The sequence below is a fragment of the Halomonas sp. 11-S5 genome (assembly GCF_029889825.1).
Taxonomy (GTDB): Bacteria; Pseudomonadota; Gammaproteobacteria; order Pseudomonadales; family Halomonadaceae; genus Halomonas.
Map to the genome: position 1 here is coordinate 63,327 of NZ_JARANW010000001.1, position 22,105 is coordinate 85,431.

Sequence of the window (22,105 nt, forward strand, 5' to 3'; positions counted from 1 at the left end):
CACTATGAAAGAGGTACGCGAATGGCCGACGGCAAAGGCAAGGACGAAGGCGGCAAGCTGCTCTACTGCTCGTTCTGCGGCAAGAACCAGAACGAGGTACGCAAGCTGATTGCCGGTCCGTCCGTGTATATCTGCGATGAGTGTGTCGACCTCTGCAACGACATCATTCGCGAGGAGGTGCTCGATGCCGATGCCGAGACCGACGAGGAGCGCCTGCCCGCTCCCCGCGAGATTCGTCACACCCTCGATGACTACGTGATCGGCCAGGACCGCGCCAAGATGGTGCTGTCGGTGGCGGTCTACAACCACTACAAGCGCCTGCGCTTCGGCGCCAAGGACGACGACGTCGAGCTTGGCAAGTCGAACATCCTGCTGATCGGCCCCACCGGCAGCGGCAAGACGCTGCTCGCCGAGACCCTGGCGCGGCTGCTCAATGTGCCCTTCACCATCGCCGATGCCACCACCCTCACCGAGGCGGGCTACGTCGGCGAGGACGTGGAGAACATCATTCAGAAGCTGCTGCAGAAGTGCGACTACGATGTGGAGAAGGCCCAGCGCGGCATCGTCTACATCGACGAGATCGACAAGATCTCGCGCAAGTCGGACAACCCCTCCATCACCCGTGATGTCTCGGGCGAGGGCGTGCAGCAGGCGCTGCTCAAGCTGATCGAGGGCACCACCGCCTCGGTACCGCCCCAGGGCGGACGCAAGCACCCCCAGCAGGAGTTCCTGCAGGTCGATACCGGCAACATCCTGTTCATCGTCGGCGGCGCCTTCGCCGGGCTGGACAAGGTGATCCGTGATCGCGCCGAGAAGGGCGGCATCGGCTTCAACGCCGTGGTCAAGAGCAAGGACGAGACCAAGGGCGTCGGTGACCTGCTGCTCGAGGTGGAGCCCGAGGACCTGGTCAAGTTCGGCCTGATCCCCGAGTTCGTGGGTCGCCTGCCGGTGATCGCTACCCTGACCGAGCTCACCGAGGATGCCCTGATCGAGATCCTCACCGAGCCGAAGAACTCGCTGATCAAGCAGTACGCCCGGCTGTTCGAGATGGAAGGCGTGGAGCTGGAGTTCCGCGAGGACGCCCTGCGGGCGGTGGCCGGCAAGGCCATGGCGCGCAAGACCGGCGCCCGCGGCCTGCGCTCGATCCTCGAGTCGGTGCTGCTCGATACCATGTACGAGATTCCCTCTCTGGAGGGGGTCTCCAAGGTGGTGATCGATGCCTCGGTCATCGCCGGCGAGAGCGAGCCGCTGCTGATCTACTCCCAGCAGGAAGCGCAGCGGAGCGACGGTACCGGCGGCTGAACCACCGGGCGCCACGCGCCCCGATGAGGGAGCGGCTTCATCCGCGAGGTGTTTAGGAGCCTCGGGCGATGGATCCGCTCCCCTTCTTTTGCGCGCCGGCACGGGTTGCCTTGCAATGCCACCGCTTCGCCCCCACTCCTTGGGTATCCATCCGATTTCGTGTGAGGAACGTCTGCGATGCAGCAGAACGCCGAACAGACCCTGAGTCTGCCCCTTTTGCCACTGCGGGACGTGGTCGTCTATCCGCAGATGGTCATCCCGCTGTTCGTCGGCCGCGAGAAGTCGATCCAGGCGCTCGAGGCCGCCATGGCGGCCGACAAGCGCGTCCTGCTGGTGGCCCAGCGCGAGGCCAGCAAGGACGATCCCGATAACGAGGACATGTTCGCCATCGGCACCGTGGCCGAGATCATGCAGCTGCTCAAGCTGCCCGACGGCACCGTGAAGGTACTGATCGAGGGCGAGTCCCGGGCCGATATCCGCGAGATCATCGCCGTCGATGGCGGCTACAGCCGTGCCGAGGTGAGCCTGCGCGAGAGCGAACCGCTCAGCGAGCGCGAGCAGGAGGCGCTGGTGCGCGTGCTGCTCACCCAGTTCGAGCAGTACGTGAAGATGTCGAAGAAGGTGCCCAACGAGGTGCTCAACTCGCTCTCCGGCATCGAGGACCCCAGCCGCCTGGTGGATACCATCTGTGCCCACCTGTCGCTGAAGATCGACGACAAGCAGCAGCTGCTGGAGATGGACCGGGTGCGCGATCGCATCGAGCACCTGATGGCGCTGATCGAGTCCGAGATCGACCTGCTGCAGGTGGAGAAGCGCATCCGCTCGCGGGTCAAGGACCAGATGGAGAAGTCCCAGCGCGAGTACTATCTCAACGAGCAGATGAAGGCCATCCAGAAGGAGATGGGCGAGCTCGAGAACGTGCCCAACGAGGCCGAGAAGTACGAGCGGGCCATCGAGGGATCCGGCATGCCCAAGGAGGCGCGCGACAAGGCGCTCCAGGAGCTGGGCAAGCTGAAGATGATGTCGCCGAACTCCGCCGAGGCCACGGTGGTGCGCTCCTACCTGGACTGGCTGGTGGCGGTGCCGTGGAAGAAGCGCACCCGCATCAAGCATGACCTGGTGCACGCCCAGAAGGTGCTCGACGAGGATCACTACGGCCTCGAGGAGGTCAAGGCGCGCATCCTCGAGTACCTGGCGGTGCACAAGCGGGTCAAGAAGCTCAAGGGCCCGGTGCTCTGCCTGGTGGGCCCGCCCGGGGTGGGCAAGACCTCGCTGGGGCAGTCGATCGCTCGGGCCACCAACCGCAAGTACGTGCGCCTGGCGCTCGGCGGGGTGCGCGACGAGTCCGAGATCCGGGGCCATCGCCGCACCTACATCGGCTCGCTGCCGGGCAAGCTGATCCAGCGCATGGCCAAGGCCGGGGCCAAGAACCCGCTGTTCCTGCTCGACGAGGTCGACAAGATCGGCATGGACCACCGCGGCGATCCCTCCTCGGCGCTGCTCGAGGTGCTGGATCCGGAGCAGAACGACACCTTCAGCGACCACTACCTGGAGCTGGACTACGATCTCTCCGAGACGCTGTTCATCTGCACCGCCAACTCGATGAACATCCCCGGCCCGCTGCTCGACCGCATGGAGGTGATCCGCCTGCCGGGCTACACCGAGGACGAGAAGCTCGCCATCGCCCGCCGCTACCTGGTGCCCAAGCAGCTCAAGGCCAACGGCTTCAAGGACGACGAGCTCTCGTTCTCCGACGACGCGCTGCTCGAGCTGATCCGCTACTACAGCCGCGAGGCCGGGGTGCGCGAACTGGAGCGCCAGATCGCCAAGGTGTGCCGCAAGGTGCTCCGCGAGCGCCTCGAGAAGGAGCGCCAGGAGGGCGCCCAGGCGCCGGTGCTGCTCTCGGCGGCCGACATCGAGCCCTATGCCGGGGTGCGCCGCTACAGCTACGGCCTGGCCGACCAGGAGGACCAGGTCGGCCGGGTGACCGGCCTGGCCTGGACCTCGGTGGGCGGCGAGCTGCTCAACATCGAGTCGGTGATCACGCCCGGCAAGGGGCGTCTGGACAAGACCGGCTCGCTCGGCGACGTGATGAAGGAGTCGGTGAGCGCGGCCCAGACGGTGGTGCGCGCGCGGGCCCTGGCGCTGGGCATCGACCCGGAGCGCTTCGAGAAGGAGGACCTGCACATCCACGTGCCCGAGGGCGCCACGCCCAAGGACGGTCCCAGCGCGGGCATCGCCATGGTCACGGCCATGGTCTCGGCCTACACGGGGCGTCCGGTACGCTGCGACGTGGCCATGACCGGCGAGGTCAACCTGCGCGGGGAGGTGCTGCCGATCGGCGGGCTGAAGGAGAAATTGCTGGCTGCCAGGCGCGGTGGTATAAAGACGGTGCTAATACCCGAGGAGAACCGCCGCGACCTCAAGGAGGTTCCGGACAATATCAAGGAGGCCCTCGATATTCGGCCGGTTCGCTGGATCGATGATGTTCTTGAGGTGGCCCTGGCCGACAAACCGGCGCCGAAAAAGGAGGAACCGCGAGCGGAAGATTCCACCTCCTCGGCGTCGATGGTCAGTACGCACTAACGATAATTTCCTCGCCATACCGGTGCCAGAATCCCGGTATGGCGGGGTTTGGCAAGGAAGGTTGCTTGACAGGTCTTTCACCGCATTGCTATAAACTACCGCCATGCTGTGATCGCGTCAGTCAGCCGAAAGTCTTGCCGATTAGAGCCAATTTACGAAAACGTCAAGGGGTGAAGTGTGAACAAATCCGAGCTGATCGAAGCCATTGCCGCGTCTGCCGACATTCCCAAGGCAGCGGCTTCTCGTGCACTGGATGCCATGGTCGAGACCGTGACCGACAGCCTCAAGAAGGGTGACAGCGTTTCCCTGGTGGGCTTCGGTACCTTCCAGGTGAAGGAGCGCGCTGCCCGCACCGGCCGTAACCCGCAGACCGGTCAGCCGATCGAGATCAGCGCTGCCAAGGTCCCCAGCTTCAAGGCCGGCAAGGCGCTCAAGGACTCCGTCAACTGAGTCGACGGCGCCTGCCGCACCACTGACGGTTGGTTCCATATCAGGCGCATCGCCCCGGCGGTGCGCCTGTTCTTTTGTCGGTTATCCCTTTTTCGGCCACCCGCATCGCCGCCGGCGTCGCGTAATGCCCGGTGATGCGTATAATGTGGCGCGACCCGACTCACTTGATCCGCAGAGGCCTGCATGCTGCAAAGTATTCGTGACCGCTCCAGGAGCTGGGGCGCGAAGATCATCATCGGTGCCGTGGTCGTGACCCTGGCACTCTTCGGCGTGGAATCGCTGGTCGGGCTGCTGGGCAACAGTGGCGACGAGGTCGCCGAGGTCAACGGCGAGGCGATCACCCGCCAGCAGCTGGAAATGGAAGTTCAGCGCGCGATCCGCAGCGGGCAGGTGCCGCCCGATCAGGAGCGCGCCCTGCGGGCCGAGATGCTCGACATGCTGATCACCGACCGCCTGCTGACCCAGTATGCCGAGGAGGGTGGCCTGCATGTCTCCGAGGAACAGCTGGATCAGCTGATCGTCAACCTGCCGGAGTTCCAGGATGCCAACGGTCGCTTCGACCGTGAGCTGTTCCGCAACCGTCTCGCCAGCGCCGGCTTCACGCCGCTGTCGTTTCGCCGGCAGCTCAGCGTCGACGTGAAACGCCAGCAGCTCCAGCAGGGCCTGGCGGTGAGTGACTTCACCCTGGAGGAGGAGCGCGAGCGCCTCGCCACCCTGCAGCGCCAGACCCGCAGTTTCCGCCACCATGCCTTGGTGCCGGCGGACCTGGAGACACCGCCCGAGGTCGACGAGCAGGCGCTGCAAGCGTACTACGACGCCCACCAGGCGGATTACCGGCGCCCCGAGCAGGTCCGGCTGAACTATGTGGTCCTCGACCGCCAGCAGATGGCCGAGGACGCCGAGGTCAGCGAAGAGGCACTTCGCGCGGCCTGGCAGGACGGCACCGCCGAGGCCGATCGCCGGGTGTCGCACATCATGGTGACCTATGGCGATAGTGACGGGGGTGACGCGCGTAGCCGCGAGGAGGCCGAGGCCCTTCTCGAGCAGGTGCAGCAGCGCCTCGCCGAGGGCGAGGCCTTCGCCGAGCTGGCCACCGAGGTCTCCGAGGACAGCTCCACCAGCGACGACGGCGGCGATCTGGGCGTCATCTCCCGCGGCTTCTTCGGCGAGGCGTTCGAAGAGGCGGCCTTCTCCCTGGGCGAGGGCGAGGTGTCCGAGATCGTCGAGACCGACAACGGCCTGCACCTGGTCAAGGTCACCGAGCTGGACCGTCCCGCCTTCGAGGAGAGCCGCGACCCGCTGCGTCGGCAGCTGGCCCGCGAGCAGGTGACCGATGCCTTCAACGAGAAGGCCCAGCGCCTGATCGATGACAGCTTCGCCGCCGAGGACCTGGCCAGCGTGGCCGAGGACCTGGGGCTGGAGCTGCAGCAGGGCGACTGGGTCGGTCGCGACAGCGCCGACGGCGTGCTCTCCGAGCCGGGCGTGATGGAGCAGGCCTTCAGCGACGATGTGCTGGAGGAGGGCTACAACAGCGAGGTGATCGAGCTCGACGAGGACCGTCGCCTGGTGCTGCGGGTGGCCGAGCATCGCGAGGCGACCACCCTGCCCCTGGAGGAGGTGCGTGACGAGCTCGAGGCGGCGGTGCGCCGCGAGAAGACCCGCGAGGCGCTGCTCGAGCTGGCCGCGGAACGCGTCGAGCGACTGCGCGCCGGCGGCTCCCTGGAGATCGCGTGGCAGCAGGCCGAGGCCGTCAGCCGCCAGGGCGGGAGCGACCTCTCCGATGCGCTGATCGAGGCCGCCTTCCGCCTGCCGCATCCCGAGGGTGACTCGCCGGTCTATGGCCATGTCGTGGACGGCCAGCGCGTGGTACTGATCACCCTGGACGAGGTGCAGCCCGGCGAGCCCAACCAGCAGATCGAGTCCTTCGTGGCCCGCATGGCGGAACGGCTTCGTGCCCAGGCTGCCATCCAGGGGCTGCTCGACGACCTGCGCGAGGAGGCGGAGATCAAGCGGCTGTAGGAGCCGCCGAGCGCCGAGCTGCAAGCGCCGAGCTACAAGCGCCGAGCTACAAGCGCCGAGCTACAAGCAAACCCCGAGGCCAAGACCTCGGGGTTTGCTTTTGCAAGGGAGCAACACACACTTCACCGCCGACTGCACGGACAGTCGGTGATGAAAGCTTTGTGGGAGCGCTCGGTTCGACGTCTCGACTTGCCGCGCGATTCAGGAGAGCGGGAAGGCCTGCAGCCGCGGCTCACTGCTATCCCCGACGTCGATCTCCCAGCCCTTCTCGGGCTGCCAGTCGCCCAGCACATAGCGCCTTGCCGGCCGGCCATCGACCTCGAGGTCATGCACCGCGGGGCGGTGGGTGTGGCCGTGGATCAAGGTCGTGACGTCGTGCTCGGCCATCACCTTCACCACCTCGGCCGGGGTCACGTCCATGATGTCCTCGGCCTTGTTGGAGTTGGAATCAAAGGACTGCTCGCGCAACTGCCTGGCCAGGGCGATGCGCTCCTGGATCGGCATCGACAGCACCTGCTGCTGCCAGAGCGGGTGGCGTGCCTGGGCGCGAAAGGCCTGGTAGGCCTCGTCGCGGGTGCAGAGGCTGTCGCCGTGCATCAGCAGGACCCGCTTGCCACCGAGTTGGACCACGCTCGGGTCGGGCAGTAGCGAAGCCCCGGCCTCGTTGGCGAAACGCTCACCCAGCAGGAAGTCGCGGTTGCCGTGCATCAGGTAGATGGCCGTGCCGCCATCGGCCAGGCGCTTGAGGGCATCAGCGATGCGCGCCGCCAGGGTGGCGTTGCCGGTGGGGTCCTGCTCGCCCAGGTCGAGCAGGTCGTCGCCGATCCACGCCTCGAAGAAATCGCCGAGGATATAGAGGGCATCACAGCCCCGGGCACGCTCGTCCAGCCAGTGCAGGAAGCCCTCGGTGATATGGGGGGCGCCGGGGTGCAGGTGCAGGTCGGAAATCAGCAGGGTGCTCATCACTCTCCCTTCACGTAGGCCTTCTGGATGACCACGTCCTCGGCGGGTACGTCGGCGTGCATGCCGCGACGGGTGGTGGGCACCGCCTTGATCTTCTCGACCACGTCCATGCCCTCGACCACCTCGCCGAACACGCAATAGCCCCAGCCCTGGACATTCTTGCCGCTGTGGTTGAGGAAGTCGTTGTCGGCGATGTTGATGAAGAACTGCGCGGTGGCGGAGTGCGGGTCCTGGGTGCGGGCCATGGCCAGGGTGCCGGTGGTGTTCTTCAGGCCGTTGTCGGCCTCGTTCTCGACCGGGTCACGGGTCGGCTTCTGGTTGAAGTCGGTGTCGAAGCCGCCGCCCTGGACCATGAAGCCCGGGATCACGCGGTGGAAGAGGGTGCCGTCATAGAAGCCTTCGCGGACGTACTGCTCGAAGTTGGCGGTGGTCTTGGGCGCCTTCTCGTGTTTGAGCTCGACGGTGATGTCACCGAAATTGGTCTGCAGAACGATCATCGATAAGTTCCTGTACGGTAAAGGGGAGTTGCCTTGGCGTTGCCCATGGCTGTGGCGCTATAATACCGGTTTTGCTTCGATGCGCGAAGCGAGGCCACTCGAACCGGAAGTGTTCCTGGAGGCCTGCGGCGAGGGGCGCCGGGGATAAGCCGAAGAGGAGGTCCTACGCCAGGGATGGCGTCGGTAGCGCCCAGGGATGGGTTCACAGCGCCTCCTCGATGGTCCGGCACCCCGGGGCTTGTCGCCGGATCAGCCCCGAGCGGTGCAGGCTTTTCTTGCAGCACCGATCCGCCCCTCCCAAACCAGAGGTCGTTTTTTTCGACATGTCCACCGATACCACCAGCGCGCCGAATTTCATCCGCAACCAGATCCGCGAGGAGATCGAGGCCGGCCATAGCGGGAAGATCGTCACCCGCTTCCCGCCGGAGCCCAACGGCTTTCTGCATATCGGCCACGCCAAGTCGATCTGCCTGAACTTCGGGCTCGCCGAGCACTTTGGTGGCGACTGTCATCTGCGCTTCGACGACACCAACCCGGCCAAGGAAGAGCAGGCCTACATCGACGCCATCAAGGCGGACGTTCACTGGCTGGGCTTCGAGTGGGCGGGGCCGGTGCGCTTCGCTTCGGACTACTTCGACCAGCTCTATGCCTGGGCGCAGCACCTGGTGCGCGAGGGCAAGGCCTATGTCGACGACCTCTCGCCGGACGAGATCCGCGAGTATCGGGGCACTCTGACCGAAGCGGGCACGCCGAGCCCCTATCGTGAACGCAGCGCGGCCGAGAACCTCGACCTGCTCGAGCGCATGCGCACCGGCGAGTTCGCCGAGGGCGAGAAGGTGCTGCGGGCGAAGATCGACATGGCCGCGTCGAACATCAACCTGCGTGACCCGATCCTCTACCGCATCCGCCACGCCAGCCACCACCAGACCGGCGACGCGTGGAAGATCTACCCCTCCTACGACTTCACCCATGGCCAGTCGGACGCCCTGGAGGGGGTCACCCACTCGATCTGCACCCTGGAGTTCGAGGATCATCGTCCGCTCTACGAGTGGTTCCTGGACAACCTGCCGGTGCCGGCGACGCCGCGCCAGATCGAGTTCGCGCGGCTCAATGTCAATTACACCCTGACGTCCAAGCGCAAGCTCAAGTTGCTGGTGGACGAGGGCATCGTCGACGGCTGGGACGATCCGCGCCTGCCGACCATCTCCGGCATGCGGCGCCGTGGCTACACGCCGGCCTCGATCCGCAAGTTCTGCGAGATGATCGGCGTCACCCGCGCCGACGGCGGCCTGGTGGATATCGCCATGCTCTACCACGCCATCCGCTCGGATCTCGAGGACAACGCCCCTCGCGCGATGGCCGTGCTCAAGCCGCTGAAGGTCGTGCTGACCAACGTGGCCGAGGGTCACGAGGAGGTCTTTGATGTGCCCGGCCATCCGGCCCGCGAGGACATGACGGTGCGCAAGGTGCCGTTTACTCGTGAAATTTACATTGATCACGATGACTTCATGGAGGAGCCGCCCAAGAAGTTCTTCCGCCTGGCGCCGGGCAAGGAGGTGCGCCTGCGCAATAGCTACGTGATCCGCTGTGACGAGGTGATCAAGGACGCCGCCGGCGAGATCAGCGAGCTGCGCTGCTCCGTGGACTTCGACACCCTGGGCAAGAACCCCGAGGGCCGCAAGGTGAAGGGCGTGATCCACTGGGTCAGCGCGGAGCATGGCGTGCCCATGGAGGTGCGCCTCTACGACAACCTCTTCCTCGAGGAGCAGCCCGACAAGGGCAAGGATGCCGACTTCTTCGAGCACCTCAATCCCGAGTCGCTGGTCACCGTGCAGGCCATCGGCGAGCCGAGCCTGGCGGAGGCCGAGTCGGAGAGCCGCTTCCAGTTCGAGCGGGTGGGCTACTTCTGCGCCGACCGCCATGCCAGCCGTGATGGCCGGCTGGTGTTCAACCGCACCGTGGGGCTCAAGGACAGCTGGGCCAAGGTTCAGAAGCAAGAAGCCCAGAAGAAAGAACAAGACAGGAAGAAGGGGTGAAGGTGAGCACCGACATGCAGATCTACAACACCCTGACCCGTCGCAAGGAGCCCTTCACGCCCATCGAGCCGGGCAAGGTGCGCATGTATGTCTGCGGCATGACCGTCTACGACTACTGCCACCTGGGCCACGCCCGGGTGATGGTGGCCTTCGACGTCATCACCCGCTACCTGCGGGCCCGGGGCTATGACGTCACCTACGTGCGCAACGTCACCGACATCGACGACAAGATCCTCAAGCGCGCCGAGGAGAACGGCGAGTCGATCGCCTCGCTCACCGAACGCATGATCGAGGCCATGCACGAGGACGAGGCGCGCCTCGGCGTCTTGCCCCCGGATCGTGAGCCCCGCGCGACTCGGCATATCGACGAGATCGTCGCCATGATCGAGACGCTGATCGACAAGGGCTTCGCCTACGCTGCCGACAACGGCGACGTCTACTATCGGGTGCGTCGCTTCGAACGCTATGGCCGGCTGAGCAACCGCGACCCCGACGAGATGCGTGCCGGGGCGCGCATCGAGGTGGATGAGCACAAGGAAGACCCGCTGGACTTCGTGCTGTGGAAGGCGGCCAAGCCCGGCGAGGCCAGCTGGCCCTCGCCCTGGGGCGAGGGGCGGCCCGGCTGGCACATCGAATGTTCCGCCATGTCGACCTGCTGCCTGGGCGAGACCTTCGACATCCACGGGGGCGGGCCGGACCTGATGTTCCCTCACCATGAGAACGAGATCGCCCAGAGCGAGGCGGCCACCGGCCATGCCTACGTGAATACCTGGATGCACGCCGGGGCGGTGCGCGTGAACCACGAGAAGATGTCCAAGTCGCTGGGCAACTTCTTCACCATCCGCGAGGTGCTCGAGCATCACGACCCCGAGGTGGTGCGCTACCTGCTGGTGGCCAGCCACTACCGCAGCCCGATCAATTACGCGCCGGATTCGCTGGCCGAGGCGCGCAAGTCGCTGGAACGCTTCTACACGGCACTGGAAGGCCTGATGCTCAACGAGACGATCGAGGCCGAGGCGTCCATCACCGGGGGCGACTCGCATTTTGAGGCGCGCTTCACGGCTGCCATGGACGATGACTTCAATACCCCCGAAGCGCTCTCGGTGCTCTTCGATCTGGCGCGCGAGCTGAACCGCGCCCGGAAGGAGGCGCCCGAGCAGGCGCCGGCGCTGGCCGCCGAACTCAAGCGCCTGGGCGGCACCCTGGGACTGCTGCAGCAGGACCCGGCCGCCTTCCTCAAGGGCGGGGGCGCTGCGCTGCCCCTTTCCGAGGAAGACATAGAGGCCAAGATCAGTGAGCGCGCTGCCGCCAAGAAGGCCCGGGACTTCGCTACCGCCGACGCCATTCGCGACGAGCTGGCGGCGCTGGGCATCATGCTCAAGGATGCTCGCGAGGGTACGAGCTGGGTGTTCGAGACGCCGGAAGCCTGAGGCTGCCTGCCCAATACCTCCCACACGCTCGGCCCGCCGCAAGGTGAGCCAGGTGCTTTTTTTGATTTTCCCGATAGGGAAAGTTCCCGGGCTGAGCCCATGCTGGGTCAAAAATTATCCCTATCGGGATAAAAGACTGGCATGACTGGCAATGGGTCGGCTATCTTTCCCGTCAGGGAAAATTCGGGATGCCCACCATGGATACTTGCGCCGCCAAAGAGCCAACCATTCCAATTCGCGATTCAGCCGTTTTGGGACGGCTCATTCGCCGGGTGCGAAAGCAGCAGGGACTGACGCTGGAGACCCTGGCCGGCCTATGCGGACTGAGCATTCGCTTCCTCAGCGAGCTCGAGAACGGGCGTGAAACCTGCAGCCTTGTGCGCGTGCTCTGGGTGCTGGACGCCTTGGGTATCGAGCTGGCGGCTCGGCCGCCCGAGGGGTTGGAGCCTTGAAGCGCCAGGATGTGTTACACGTCTGGCGAGAGGAGCGCCTGGTCGGCACCTTGTGGCGGGGCCAAGGTGAGCGCCTGATCGGTTTCGAGTACGACCAGGTCTGGCGTGATAGCGAGCATGCCATCTCCTTCAGCTTGCCGCTGGAACAGCAGACATGGTTGCCTGAAGACCAAACCGCTCACCGCTGGTTCGGCAACCTGCTGCCGGAGGAGCAGGCGCGGGCGCCCAGGACAAGATTCCGGTGCTGATCGAGGAGGGCGAGATCAAGCTGCCCGTCGGGAGCACGCCCTCGTCCCATATCCTGAAGTTCGCCGTCGATGGCCGAGACCTGGTCATCCTTAACGAACTTTTTCTGAACACCCTGGCACGGCTTGCCGGCTTGGAGTGTCCTGTCACCACGGCGGGCGAGATAGAAGGACACTGGTATCTCCTCGTGGAGCGCTACGACCGGGAAGGTATCGGTACCCCCGGGCTGCGCCGAATCCACCAGGAGGACTTCTGCCAGGCCATGGGCTACTCGCGCATCGACAAGTATCAGGTGCCCAGCGGGCCGCGCTTCGCGCATTGCATCGCAACGGCTCGACACGCCTGCCGGCCGAGTGCCGCCTCGATACTGCATCTGATACGCTGGCAGGCCTTCAACGTTCTGGTGGGAAACACCGATGGGCATGCCAAGAATCTCTCTCTCCTACAGGATGATCGAGGTCGCTGGCGGGTAGCTCCGGCCTATGATCTCGTGGGCACCCTGGTACTGGGCTATCATCCGGAACTGGCTTTCACCGTCGGTGAGCAAGCCAACTCGCAGCAGCTCCTGCCGCGAGACTGGCAGGCTTTTGCCAGGGAGTGCCGATTCAGTTATGCGCTCGTAAGGCGTGAGATAAGGGCACTCGCGCAACGGGTGGAAGCGCTTCTGGCGTCAGATGACCTGCCGCGTACCCTGATGGAGGCCGGCATGAACGAGCGTGGCTGGCGCAGGCTTCAGCAGCAGCGTCACCATATCGTCAAGCAGTGCCGCCGATCCGAAACGTGGTAGGTATCGATATGCCCCGCAATGGGCACAATGTTTCTCAAGCACCGTTTTAATGAAGTAACTTGAACGAGAGCCCACGTGGACTACACCCCCTTCAGCTACGTCACCGCCGAGAAGGCCGACCTCTATCGTGAGGTGATGCGCACCTTCGTCGAGGCCAAGTCACACTTCCTGGTGCACCTGCGCCCGGAGGATGTCCAGCAGCAGCTCGGCGAGCCGGAGCTGGCGACGGTGCAGGCGGCGCTGACGCAGCTGGTCACCTGGGGCAACCTGGACGCCGAGCGCGACAATGCTCGGGTCACCAGTGTCGAGGACTACTACCGCGCCCTCTATGTCTACCAGATCACCCGCCACGGCGAGGCGGTGGAGGCGGCGCTGGCCACCTATGACCAGGAACTGGGCCGGCGCGGCGCCCTGCAGAGCGTGGCGCTGGAGGATATCCGCGCCCGCCTGCGGGCGCTGCTGACGCTGGCCCAGAGCGAGGCGCCGGATGCCACCCAGAGCCAGCTGCTGCTGCGCGACCTGGCCGGTGTCTTCGCCGATCTGGCCGAGAATGCCCGCGCCTTCATGACCGGCCTGAACCGCTCCCTGGAGAGTCAGGACAGCGATGCCGATGCCTTCCTGCTCTACAAGGAGCGCGTGATCGGCTATATCGAGCGCTTTCTCGGTGATCTGACCACCGCGTCCGGCGAGATCGCCGAGCTGATCCGCACCCTGAGCGGCGACGGTGATGGCGACCGAGAGCACCGCGAGGCGCCGGTGGATCGGCTGCTTCGCCAGGCCGCCGAGCGGGAACTGGCCGATCTGGCGCCTGGCGAGTCGCCGGATGACGGCGAAGAGCGCGAGCGCGCCTTTGCCGAGGCCTGGCGGCGCTGGCACGGCCACTGGGACGGGCTGCGCGCCTGGTTCCTCGATCAACCGGGGCGCCAGGCCCAGGCCCGGCTGCTGCGCAGCAGTGCGCGACGGGCGGTGACCCAGCTGCTGGAGATGGTCGGTCGACTCAACGAGCGGCGCATGGCGCGCAGCGACCGCTCGGCGGATTTTCGCACCCTGGCGCGCTGGTTCCTGGAATGCCAGGACGACGGCGAGGCCCACCGCCTGTGGCGCACCGCCTTCGGCCTGACCCCGGCGCGTCATCTGGTCATCGATGCCGAGACCAGCGAGCGCTGGCAGCAGGAGCCGGTGCCGGCCAGCACGCCCTGGGCCGAGGCGCCCGGCATCCAGGTGCAGCCCCGCCTGCGCGCCACCGGCAATTATCAGAAGGCCGGCCCCCCGCCCAAGCTGTACCGCCGGACACGGGAGCGCGAGCTTCTGGCCCGTCAACTGGCCGAGGAGGCCAGTGCCGCCCGAGCCGCGCGTCGGCAGCTGGTGGAGAGAGGCGCCGAGCGGCTCTCCGAGCTGGGTGAGTTGGGCGAGCTGGATGATGGCGCCTTTCGCCTGCTGCTCAACCTGCTGGGAGATGCCCTGGCGGCCAGCCAGGGCGATGACGCCCCGGTCACCACCACGACCGCGGATGGCGGCCTGCGCATCACCTTGAGCCCGCTGGGGCCGGAGTCCTCCGCCACCATCGTCACCCCCGCCGGCGCCCTGAGTGGCCGTGACTATCGCCTCGAGATCGTCGATCTGGAGGCGAGCGCATGATCGAGCTGAGCGATACCCTGGAGCGCCAGCGCCTGGAGGAGCAGCGCCGTGCCCTGAGGGCGCTGCTGGCCAGGCCGCTGATTCGTGCCGACGACTCGGCCTTTCCTCTGGTGCGCCGCCATGCCGCATCGCTGCGCGACTGGCTGGCCCGCGAGACCGGCTGGCACCTGCAGAGCGAGCGCGACTTCGTGCGCCTGCACAAGCGTCCCGCCGACAGGCGCGATGCCACCCGCCCGGCCCGGGTCGGCCGCGGCACCCAGCGCAAGACCTTCAACCGCCGGCGCTATGCGCTGTTCTGCCTGCTGCTGGCCGACCTCGAGCGTGGCGATGCCCAGATCACCCTGGGCCGGTTGGGGGAGGGGCTGGGCCAGGCGGTGAGCGACCCGGCACTCGCCGAACGCGGCCTGGCCTTCACCCTGGATCATCAGGAGGCGCGCCGCGATCTCGTGGTCGTGGTGCGTCTGCTGATGGAACTGGGCGTGCTGGTGCGGGTGGCCGGCGATGAAGAGCAGTTCCTGCGCCGCGGCCTGGAGGGCGACGTCCTCTATGACGTCGATCGGCGCGTGCTGTCGGCCCTGCTGGTCACCGCGCGGGGGCCTTCGCTGGTGGCCCTGAATGGCGCCGATAGCGAGCTCGACCTGGAGGCGCGACTGCACGCCCTGGCCGAGACCTTCGTGCCCGACACCCCGGAGGGTCGCAACCGTGAGCTGCGCCACCGACTGGCGCGCCGCCTGCTGGATGACCCCGTGGTCTACTGGCAGGAGCTCGACGAGGACGAGGCGGCCTATCTGACCAACCAGCGCGGCGTCATGCTGCGACGCCTCCAACAGGCCACCGGCCTGGTGCCCGAGGCGCGGGCCGAAGGGGTGGCACTGGTCGATCCCGACGGCGAGCTGACCGACGAGAAGATCCCGGCGGAAGGCACCGAGGGGCACCTGGCGCTGCTGATGGCCGAACGGCTGGCCGCGGTAGGTCCCGACGGCGTCAGCCTGGACGAGGCGGAAGCCTGGATCCGGGGCTGGCAGCAGGACTATCGCCGCTACTGGCGCAAGTCGGCCTGCGAGCCGGGCGCCGCGCATGGCCTATGCCGACAGACCCTGGTGCGCCTGGCGTCGCTGCGCCTGGTGGCGCGCCGGGGGGAGCGTATCCTGCCCCTGCCGGCCCTGGGGCGCTTCCGCGTCCAGCCGGCGGCCAGGCCCGACGACGATGGCGAGCAACTTTCCGGGCAAACGACGCGACAACCGACCCGACAACCCGACCTGGCGGACCCCTTGAGCGATGAGTGAGCTTCCCGAACCGCGCAGCCAGCGCTGGCAGCCCCTGCGCTGTGGCCTGGTGGAGATCTTCTACTACGACGAGGAGACCTTCCATTTCCACGATGGCCGCCTGCTGCTGCGCGGTAACAACGGCACCGGCAAGTCCAAGGTGATGGCATTGACCCTGCCGTTCCTGCTCGATGGCCAGCTGATCCCCTCCCGGGTGGAACCCGACGGCGACAGCGCCAAGCGCATGGAGTGGAACCTGCTGGTGGGCGAGTACCAGGAGCGGCTGGGCTACACCTGGCTGGAGTTCGGCCGCCAGGGCGAGGCGGGGCCCGAGACCTTCACGGTGGGCTGCGGCCTCAAGGCGGTGGCGGGGCGCCCCGTGCGTTCCTGGTTCTTCACCACCCCGCAGCGCGTCGGGCGCGACCTCTTCCTGGTCGAGAATGGGCGTAGCCTCAGCCGCGACCGGCTGATCCAGGCGCTGGGCAGCGAGGGACAGCTCTTCGATCGCGCCGCCGACTATCGGCGTGCCATCGACGAGGCGCTGTTCCACCTGGGTGAGCAGCGCTACGGCGCCCTGCTCGACCTGCTGCTGCAGCTGCGCCAACCGCAGCTGGCCAAGAAGCCCGATCCCAACCGCCTCTCCCTGGCGCTCAGCGATGCCCTGCCGCCGCTGGGTCGCGGCCTGATCGGCGAGGTCGCCGAGGCCTACCGCAGCCTGGACGCCTATCGCGAGGAGATTCAGGGCCTGGAGGAGACCGCCCGCGCCGTGGAGGCCTTCCTGGGGCACTATCGCCACTATGCCGGCATCGCCGTGCGACGCCGCGCCGATACCCTGACCGGCGCCCACGCCGAGCATGAGCGCAATCGCGTGCAGCTGGGCAAGGATCGCCAGGAACTTCACGCCGCCGAGGCCGAACGCGACACCCTGGCCGAGGCCCGGCAGGCCCAGGAGGGCACGCTGCGGGACCTCGCGGCACGGCAGCGGACCCTGGAGGCCAGCGAGGCCATGCGCTCCGCCGAGGCGCTTGCCAATGCCGACGAGCAGGCCCGTCAGCGCGCCCAGCACGCCGAGAAGCAGGCGACGCTGTGGGAAAGGGCGCGGCGCGATAGCGAGCGGGCCGAGGCCCGTCTGCAGGAGGCCGAGCAGGCGCAGCAAGAAGCCGCCGAGACCCTGCGCCAGCGGTGTGCGGAGAGTGCCGAGGTGGCCGGGGCCGCCGGGCTTGCCGCCGAGCATCACCGGCATGCCGGCGAGCTCGAGGCGCACACTGCTGTCGATAGCGAGGCGCTGCAGCAGGCGCTGCGTGAGCTGCAGCGTCGTCGTCTGGCGGGCGTCCAGCACCTGCAGGGGCGTCTCACGGAGGTGGAGCAGGCCGAGCGGCGCTTTCACCAGGCCGAGCATGAGGCGCGTCGCGAAGAGGAGACCCTGGCCAACCGCGAGGACGATCTGCAGGAGGCCGCCGAGGCCCGGGGCGAGGCGGCCGAGTCGCTGCAGTCGGCATGGCGCCGTCACCTGGAACGGCTGACCGAGCTGGCACCGGAGGACACGGAGGCGCTGCTGGCCGAGCTCGAGGGCTGGTGCGATCACCTGGGCGACGCTGATCCCGCCGAGGCGGGGCTCTCCAAGGCGCGGGATGCGCTGCGCGAACGCCTGGGCCGGCAGCGCCTCACCCTGCAGCAATCGCACGACACCATCGAGACGGCGCGCCACGAACTCGAGGAGGAGCGCGCTCGCCTGGACGCCGGTGGCGAGTCCGCACCGCCCGCGCCCTACACCCGGGGCGAGGCGGCGCGCGAGGGGCGGCCGGGCGCGCCGCTGTGGCAACTGGTGGACTTCGCGCCCGAGCTGGCCGACGCGCCGCGTGCCGGCCTGGAGGCGGCCCTGGAGGCCGCCGGCCTGCTGGACGCCTGGCTGATGCCCGACGGCCAATTGCTCGCGGCCGAGACCTGGGACAGCCTGCTGGTGCCCGAGGCCGAGGCGTCGGGCACCAGCCTGGCGAACGTGCTCTGCCCGGACCTTCATGGCGAGCCGCCGGTGGCCCGTGAGGTGGTCGAGCGCCTGTTGGCGAGCATCGGGATAGGCGACTCCGTGGCCTTCGCCTGGGTAAGCGAGACTGGCCACTGGCGGCTGGGGCCGCTGCGCGGCCAGTGGGGCAAGCCGGCGGCGGTGCATATCGGCCATGCGGCGCGAGAGGCCGCCCGACAGCGGCGCCTGGCGGCCATCGAGGAGGAGCTCTCCGCGCTGGCCCGCCAGCGGGCCGAGATCGCTGCCGAGCTCGAGGCCCTGGCAGAGCGCCTGGCGGCGGCCGAGCAGGAGTGGCGGCAGCGGCCCACCGCCCAGGCGCTGCGCGACGCCCATGCCGGTGAGGCGGCGGCGCGCCGTGCCCGGGACCTGCAGGCCGAACGCCTGGAGCGGGCCCGGGAGGCGCTGGATAGTGCCCGTGAGGCGCTGGAGGCGCTGCGCGGCGAGCTCTACCAGGCCGCCGAGGATCTGCGCCTGCCCGCCGAGCGTGAGGCACTGGGGCGGATCGAGTCTGCCCTGGGCGACTACCGGCTGGCCATCGGCGAGCTGTTCCAGGCGCTCAGGGCGAATGACGAGGCGCGGCGACGCCATGGCGAGCGAGACGAGGAGACCGAGGCCGCCCGGGAAGCGCTGCAACAGGCGACGTGGGAGCACGCCGAAGCCGCCGAGCAGGCCAGGGAAGCCGAGGTGCGCCGGGATACCCTGCGCGAGTCCATGGGGGCCGAGGTGCAGGCCCTGGAGCACCAGCTGGAGGCGATTCGCCTGGAGCGCGAGCGGCTGGCCCACGAGCAGCGTGCGCTCGAGCAGCGCCACAGCGAGCTGCTCGGCAAGGTGGCGCGCTTCGAGGAGAAGGTCGACAACGACGAGCAACGCCTGGCCGAGCTGGACGGGCGACGTGTCGAGGCCATCGACGCCTTCCGCGCCCTGGTGGACGAGGGGCTGCTGCGCGTCGCCGCCCCCGAGGCCTTCGTCGAGCGCGAGATGCCCGCCTCCTGGGCGCCGGATCCCGCCGTGCGCCTGGCCCGGGCCGCCGCCCAGGCCACAAACCACCTGAATGCCGACGATGACAGCTGGCATGCCCACCAGGGCAGGCTGCACGAGCATATCAAGCTGCTCACCGACGTCCTGTCGCGTGGCGGCCACGATTGCCTGGCCGAGGCGCGTGACGACCTGCTGCTGGTGCGCATCGTCTTCCAGGGGCGGCGCCAGGACCCCGATGCCCTGGGGCGTCAGCTGAGCGAGGAGATCACCCAGCGTCAGGCACTGCTCAATGCCCGGGAGCGCGAGCTGCTGGAGAACTACCTGATCGACGAGGTGGCCAGCCATATTCAGGAGCGCATCACCGCTACCGAGCGCGACGTCATGAGAATGAACCGCGAGCTGGAGAGTCGCCCCACCAGCACCGGCATGCGCCTGCGCATCCGCTGGGAGCCGCTGAGTGAAGGCCAGAGCGCCGGCGGACTGACGGCCCCCGCGGGGCTGGCCGATGTCTGCCAGCGGCTGCGCCGCCAGGCTCTGGACGCCTGGTCCCCCGAGGATCGCGAGGTGGTGGGTGACTTCCTGCGCCGGCGCATCGAGGAGGCCCGGGCCAGCGACGAGGGCGGTGCCCTGCAGGAGATCCTCGAGCGTGCCCTGGACTACCGCTTCTGGCACCGCTTCGTGGTCGACCGCCATCAGAACGGCCAGTGGCGTCCGGCCTATGGACCTGCCTCCGGCGGGGAGCGGGCGCTGGTGATCACCCTGCCGCTGTTCGCCGCCGCGGCCAGCCACTACAGCAGCGCGCATTACCTTGCACCGCGAATGGTGATGCTCGACGAGGTCTTCGCCGGCATCGATGACGACGCCCGGGCCAAGAGCATGGGGCTGCTGGCCCAGTTCGACCTGGACGCCATCATGACCTCGGAACGCGAGTGGGGCTGCTATCCGGACGTGCCGGGCCTGGCCATCGCCCAGCTGGTGCGTCGCGAGGGGGTCGAGGCGGTCCACGTCACCCGCTGGCAGTGGGATGGTCGCCGCCGGGTGCGCGACGAGGAGCCGGTATCCCAGGCACGCGAGTCTGCTCCCCTGGCGGTTGATGAAACAGCAGGTGGCGGCATGGACAGCCTGTTCTGATGGATCCTGAACGCCTGCAGCGTCTTCTGGGCGGCCCCGAACTGGTCCGCCTGCGCCACAAGCTGGCGCGCAAGCTGCTGCGTGATGGCGGCGGGCGGCTCTCCCTGAGCCGGGTCAGCGACGCCGAACGGGCCGCCGTGGAGCGCCTGACCGGTCGATCTCCCCGCCAGGGCAAGTCGCTGAGCGTGGATCTGGACGTCCTGTCCCAGGCGCTGTCACGCGCCAGGGTGGCCGAGAATCTCCGCGTCGCCCTGGAAACGTTGGACGGGCCGCTGGTCGATGATCGCGCTCGTCGAGAGGAGGCAAGTCGTCGTTGGGCCGCACTCATCGCCGGTTATCACCGGCGGACAGATGCCGTCGAACTGGGAGAGTGGCTCGAGGCGTTGCAGGCCGGCGGGCTGCTGAAGCGGCTGGCAAGGGGCAATGAATCCCAGGGCCAGAGGCTTCTCGAACAAGCACTCGGCGTGCTGGAGCGCCTGCCGGTTCAGGGCCTGAGCCTGAGCGCCCTGGCGGCCGAGTGCCTGGGCGATGCCCATGGCCTGGATGCCGGCAGGCCGGTGGCCGCCCTGGTGCGTCGGGCCCTGGCGCGTCACTGGCGGGGCGGGGTCGCCCGGGTGGATCCCGATGAGCGCAGCATCTGGGCCCATGCCGGGGTGCTGATGGGCGGTGATATCACCAGCGCGGTGTTGACCTTGCGGCTTCCCGTGCGCCCCGGGCAGGCGCTGGATGAAGCCCTGTCCTGTTACTGCCAACAGGCGGAGCCGAGCTGGCTGACCCTGCGGCAACTGCTGCGGCATCCCCCGGCGTGGGACTGTGCGGGGCGGGATGTCTTCGTCTGCGAGAATCCCGCCGTGCTGGCCGAGGCCGCCGAGCGGCTAGGGGCCGACTGCGCCCCGCTGGTCGCCACCTGGGGCCGGCCCGGCGCCGCCGTGCTCACCTTGCTGGAGCAGCTGGAGGCCGCCGGCGCCGTGCTCCACTACCACGGCGACTTCGACTGGGCGGGTATCAGCATCGCCAACGCCCTGCTGGAGCGCTTCGGCATGCGGCCCTGGCGGATGGGGGCCGGTGAGCTCCTGGGGTACGCGGATCTCGGCGGCACGCCCTTGGCGGGACGGCCGCTGGAGGCCCGCTGGGATCCCGAGCTGCACGCTGCCCTGGCGGCACGGGGCAGGGCGGTTCATGAGGAGCAACTGATTGACATCCTGCTCGGCGACCTGCGTGTCGGCTAATCCCGGCCCTCCCTCTCGAGGCGGCGAGCCTTATGATCGCGGCGGCAGGGGAATCTGCCGCGGCCAGTCATCGGCGACGACAACCACCCGGCGCCAGCCCATGTCGAGGTGCCACAGGGCCAACTGGACGGGGGCGGCCGGCTCGCTGAAGTGCTGGGCCAGTTGGGTCTCGAGGTTGCGCAGCGACTGCAGGGCGTCGCGACGGGGCAGGGCAAGCCAGTGGGGCTTGTGCAGCCAGGCGCCGCGCGTGTCCCGGGGCAGGCCGTCGCGTAGCCGGTGCCAGTCCCGGGCGAACAGCCAGCGACCCTGCAGGTGGTCGGGTGTGGCCTCCCACGGGGCCGGCAGCGATGCATGCCAGGGGTAGAAGAGCACCCCGGGGATCGCCAGCCGCACGGCGAGGGGCGCCGCCGCCCCCTCCCGCCCAGGGGGCGACTGGGGCGAGTGGGGCGACAGCAGCGGTGCCAGGGCCACGCGAGCCTCGGGGGAGCCGGCGAGCCTGAGCTGGTGGCGATGCAGGTGCTCGCGCTTGGCGGCCAGGCTGTCGGCCCCGCCCGGGCCGATCCAGCGGGCCTGGCTATTCGCCGACCCCGGCCCCTGCGGCAGGCCCAGGTAGAACTTGATGGTGACCTCCAGGTGCACCGGCCTGGGGTCGTCGCGTCGAGAGTAGAGCAGGTCCAGCTCGCCCAGGGTGCGCTTGCCCTGATGGATGCGCAGGTTGTGGGCCAGCAGCCGGGTGCCGGGCGCCTCCGCGAGCAGGAACTGCCAGAGCCGCTCGTGGTAGAGCCCCATGCGCCCCTTGAGGGCCGGGGCCAGGTGCGCCTCCAGGGCGTCGGGTGCTGCTTCCAGCGCATCGAGCCAGGCCGCCAGCTGGCCGTCATCGGCGAGGCCCAGCTCGCCACGCGACGGACGCCCCGGCCAGGGCATCGCGATCAGGTCAGGGGCCAGCAGGATCCACGCCAGGTCGCGAACCAGCGGGTGGTGGCAATGCTCGAGGCATCCGCTTGCGGATAGGGCCATGCTGATGTCCAGACGTTGATGGGGGGTCTGACAGCCAAGCTGTACAGGCCTTATAC

General features: G+C 68.0%; 16 protein-coding genes. 13 read left to right on the forward strand and 3 right to left on the reverse strand.

Annotated elements, in window-relative coordinates; all coding sequences use genetic code 11:
• The first annotated feature begins 21 nt into the window (after nt 1-21).
• The 4 genes from clpX to OP497_RS00315 all read left to right on the forward strand — a co-directional run bounded on the left by clpX (nt 22) and on the right by OP497_RS00315 (nt 6,357).
• Nucleotides 22-1,302, forward strand: coding sequence for an ATP-dependent Clp protease ATP-binding subunit ClpX (gene clpX, locus OP497_RS00300; RefSeq protein WP_280545736.1), 1,281 nt, complete (start codon nt 22-24; stop codon nt 1,300-1,302).
• 177 nt (nt 1,303-1,479) lie between these two features.
• The gene (lon, locus tag OP497_RS00305; RefSeq protein WP_280545737.1) at nt 1,480-3,888 is read left to right on the forward strand and encodes an endopeptidase La; all 2,409 of its coding nucleotides are present in this window, start codon (nt 1,480-1,482) and stop codon (nt 3,886-3,888) included.
• Nucleotides 3,889-4,065: 177 nt separating this feature from the next.
• Complete coding sequence (locus OP497_RS00310; protein WP_106231210.1) at nt 4,066-4,338, forward strand: HU family DNA-binding protein; 273 nt, start codon at nt 4,066-4,068, stop codon at nt 4,336-4,338.
• Between the two features lie 183 nt (nt 4,339-4,521).
• Nucleotides 4,522-6,357 (forward strand): SurA N-terminal domain-containing protein, encoded by a 1,836-nt coding sequence (locus tag OP497_RS00315; RefSeq protein WP_280545738.1) that lies wholly within the window; start codon nt 4,522-4,524, stop codon nt 6,355-6,357.
• A 201-nt stretch (nt 6,358-6,558) separates the two neighbouring features.
• On the opposite strand, the gene OP497_RS00320 is transcribed toward OP497_RS00315, so the two are convergent.
• Both OP497_RS00320 and OP497_RS00325 read right to left on the reverse strand, forming a co-directional pair.
• Nucleotides 6,559-7,320: a UDP-2,3-diacylglucosamine diphosphatase gene (locus OP497_RS00320; protein ID WP_280545740.1), complete on the reverse strand. Its 762-nt coding sequence runs from the start codon at nt 7,318-7,320 to the stop codon at nt 6,559-6,561.
• On the reverse strand, nt 7,320-7,817 hold the full coding sequence (locus OP497_RS00325) for a peptidylprolyl isomerase (protein WP_280545741.1): 498 nt from the start codon (nt 7,815-7,817) through the stop codon (nt 7,320-7,322). The genes OP497_RS00320 and OP497_RS00325 overlap by 1 nt, the downstream gene beginning before the upstream one ends.
• Nucleotides 7,818-8,140: 323 nt before the next feature.
• On the opposite strand from OP497_RS00325, the gene OP497_RS00330 reads away from it, so the two are divergent.
• From OP497_RS00330 to OP497_RS00370, 9 genes are all read left to right on the forward strand, one after another.
• Nucleotides 8,141-9,853, forward strand: coding sequence for a glutamine--tRNA ligase/YqeY domain fusion protein (locus tag OP497_RS00330; RefSeq protein WP_280545742.1), 1,713 nt, complete (start codon nt 8,141-8,143; stop codon nt 9,851-9,853).
• A gap of 14 nt (nt 9,854-9,867) precedes the next feature.
• Nucleotides 9,868-11,283, forward strand: a complete 1,416-nt coding sequence (gene cysS, locus OP497_RS00335; RefSeq protein WP_280546022.1) for a cysteine--tRNA ligase — start codon at nt 9,868-9,870, stop codon at nt 11,281-11,283.
• Between the two features lie 188 nt (nt 11,284-11,471).
• Nucleotides 11,472-11,735, forward strand: coding sequence for a helix-turn-helix domain-containing protein (locus tag OP497_RS00340; protein ID WP_280545743.1), 264 nt, complete (start codon nt 11,472-11,474; stop codon nt 11,733-11,735).
• Complete coding sequence (locus OP497_RS00345; protein ID WP_280545744.1) at nt 11,732-11,983, forward strand: HipA N-terminal domain-containing protein; 252 nt, start codon at nt 11,732-11,734, stop codon at nt 11,981-11,983. The genes OP497_RS00340 and OP497_RS00345 overlap by 4 nt, the downstream gene beginning before the upstream one ends.
• Entirely contained in the window at nt 11,977-12,768 is a 792-nt protein-coding gene (locus OP497_RS00350) for a HipA domain-containing protein (protein WP_280545745.1), read from the forward strand. Before OP497_RS00345 ends, OP497_RS00350 begins: the two co-directional genes overlap by 7 nt.
• Before the next feature lie 75 nt (nt 12,769-12,843).
• The gene (locus OP497_RS00355) at nt 12,844-14,406 is read left to right on the forward strand and encodes a TIGR02677 family protein (protein WP_280545747.1); all 1,563 of its coding nucleotides are present in this window, start codon (nt 12,844-12,846) and stop codon (nt 14,404-14,406) included.
• On the forward strand, nt 14,403-15,692 hold the full coding sequence (locus OP497_RS00360) for a TIGR02678 family protein (protein WP_280545748.1): 1,290 nt from the start codon (nt 14,403-14,405) through the stop codon (nt 15,690-15,692). The genes OP497_RS00355 and OP497_RS00360 overlap by 4 nt, the downstream gene beginning before the upstream one ends.
• A complete protein-coding gene (locus OP497_RS00365) occupies nt 15,685-19,803 on the forward strand; it encodes a TIGR02680 family protein (protein ID WP_280545749.1) in 4,119 nt (1,372 codons plus the stop codon). The genes OP497_RS00360 and OP497_RS00365 overlap by 8 nt, the downstream gene beginning before the upstream one ends.
• On the forward strand, nt 19,803-21,032 hold the full coding sequence (locus OP497_RS00370; RefSeq protein ID WP_280545750.1) for a TIGR02679 family protein: 1,230 nt from the start codon (nt 19,803-19,805) through the stop codon (nt 21,030-21,032). The genes OP497_RS00365 and OP497_RS00370 overlap by 1 nt, the downstream gene beginning before the upstream one ends.
• A gap of 30 nt (nt 21,033-21,062) precedes the next feature.
• On the opposite strand, the gene OP497_RS00375 is transcribed toward OP497_RS00370, so the two are convergent.
• Nucleotides 21,063-22,049, reverse strand: coding sequence for a DUF1853 family protein (locus tag OP497_RS00375; RefSeq protein ID WP_280545751.1), 987 nt, complete (start codon nt 22,047-22,049; stop codon nt 21,063-21,065).
• Between the last annotated feature and the right edge of the window lie 56 nt (nt 22,050-22,105).

Coding starts and splice junctions, on each gene's coding strand:
- OP497_RS00360 (WP_280545748.1), top strand. CDS start 14,403: ATGATCGAGCTGAGCGATACCCTGGAGCGCCAGCGCCTGGAGGAGCAG.
- OP497_RS00325 (WP_280545741.1), bottom strand. CDS start 7,817: ATGATCGTTCTGCAGACCAATTTCGGTGACATCACCGTCGAGCTCAAA.
- OP497_RS00370 (WP_280545750.1), top strand. CDS start 19,803: ATGGATCCTGAACGCCTGCAGCGTCTTCTGGGCGGCCCCGAACTGGTC.
- clpX (WP_280545736.1), top strand. CDS start 22: ATGGCCGACGGCAAAGGCAAGGACGAAGGCGGCAAGCTGCTCTACTGC.
- OP497_RS00365 (WP_280545749.1), top strand. CDS start 15,685: ATGAGTGAGCTTCCCGAACCGCGCAGCCAGCGCTGGCAGCCCCTGCGC.
- OP497_RS00315 (WP_280545738.1), top strand. CDS start 4,522: ATGCTGCAAAGTATTCGTGACCGCTCCAGGAGCTGGGGCGCGAAGATC.
- OP497_RS00330 (WP_280545742.1), top strand. CDS start 8,141: ATGTCCACCGATACCACCAGCGCGCCGAATTTCATCCGCAACCAGATC.
- OP497_RS00340 (WP_280545743.1), top strand. CDS start 11,472: ATGCCCACCATGGATACTTGCGCCGCCAAAGAGCCAACCATTCCAATT.
- OP497_RS00375 (WP_280545751.1), bottom strand. CDS start 22,049: ATGGCCCTATCCGCAAGCGGATGCCTCGAGCATTGCCACCACCCGCTG.
- cysS (WP_280546022.1), top strand. CDS start 9,868: ATGCAGATCTACAACACCCTGACCCGTCGCAAGGAGCCCTTCACGCCC.
- OP497_RS00320 (WP_280545740.1), bottom strand. CDS start 7,320: ATGAGCACCCTGCTGATTTCCGACCTGCACCTGCACCCCGGCGCCCCC.
- lon (WP_280545737.1), top strand. CDS start 1,480: ATGCAGCAGAACGCCGAACAGACCCTGAGTCTGCCCCTTTTGCCACTG.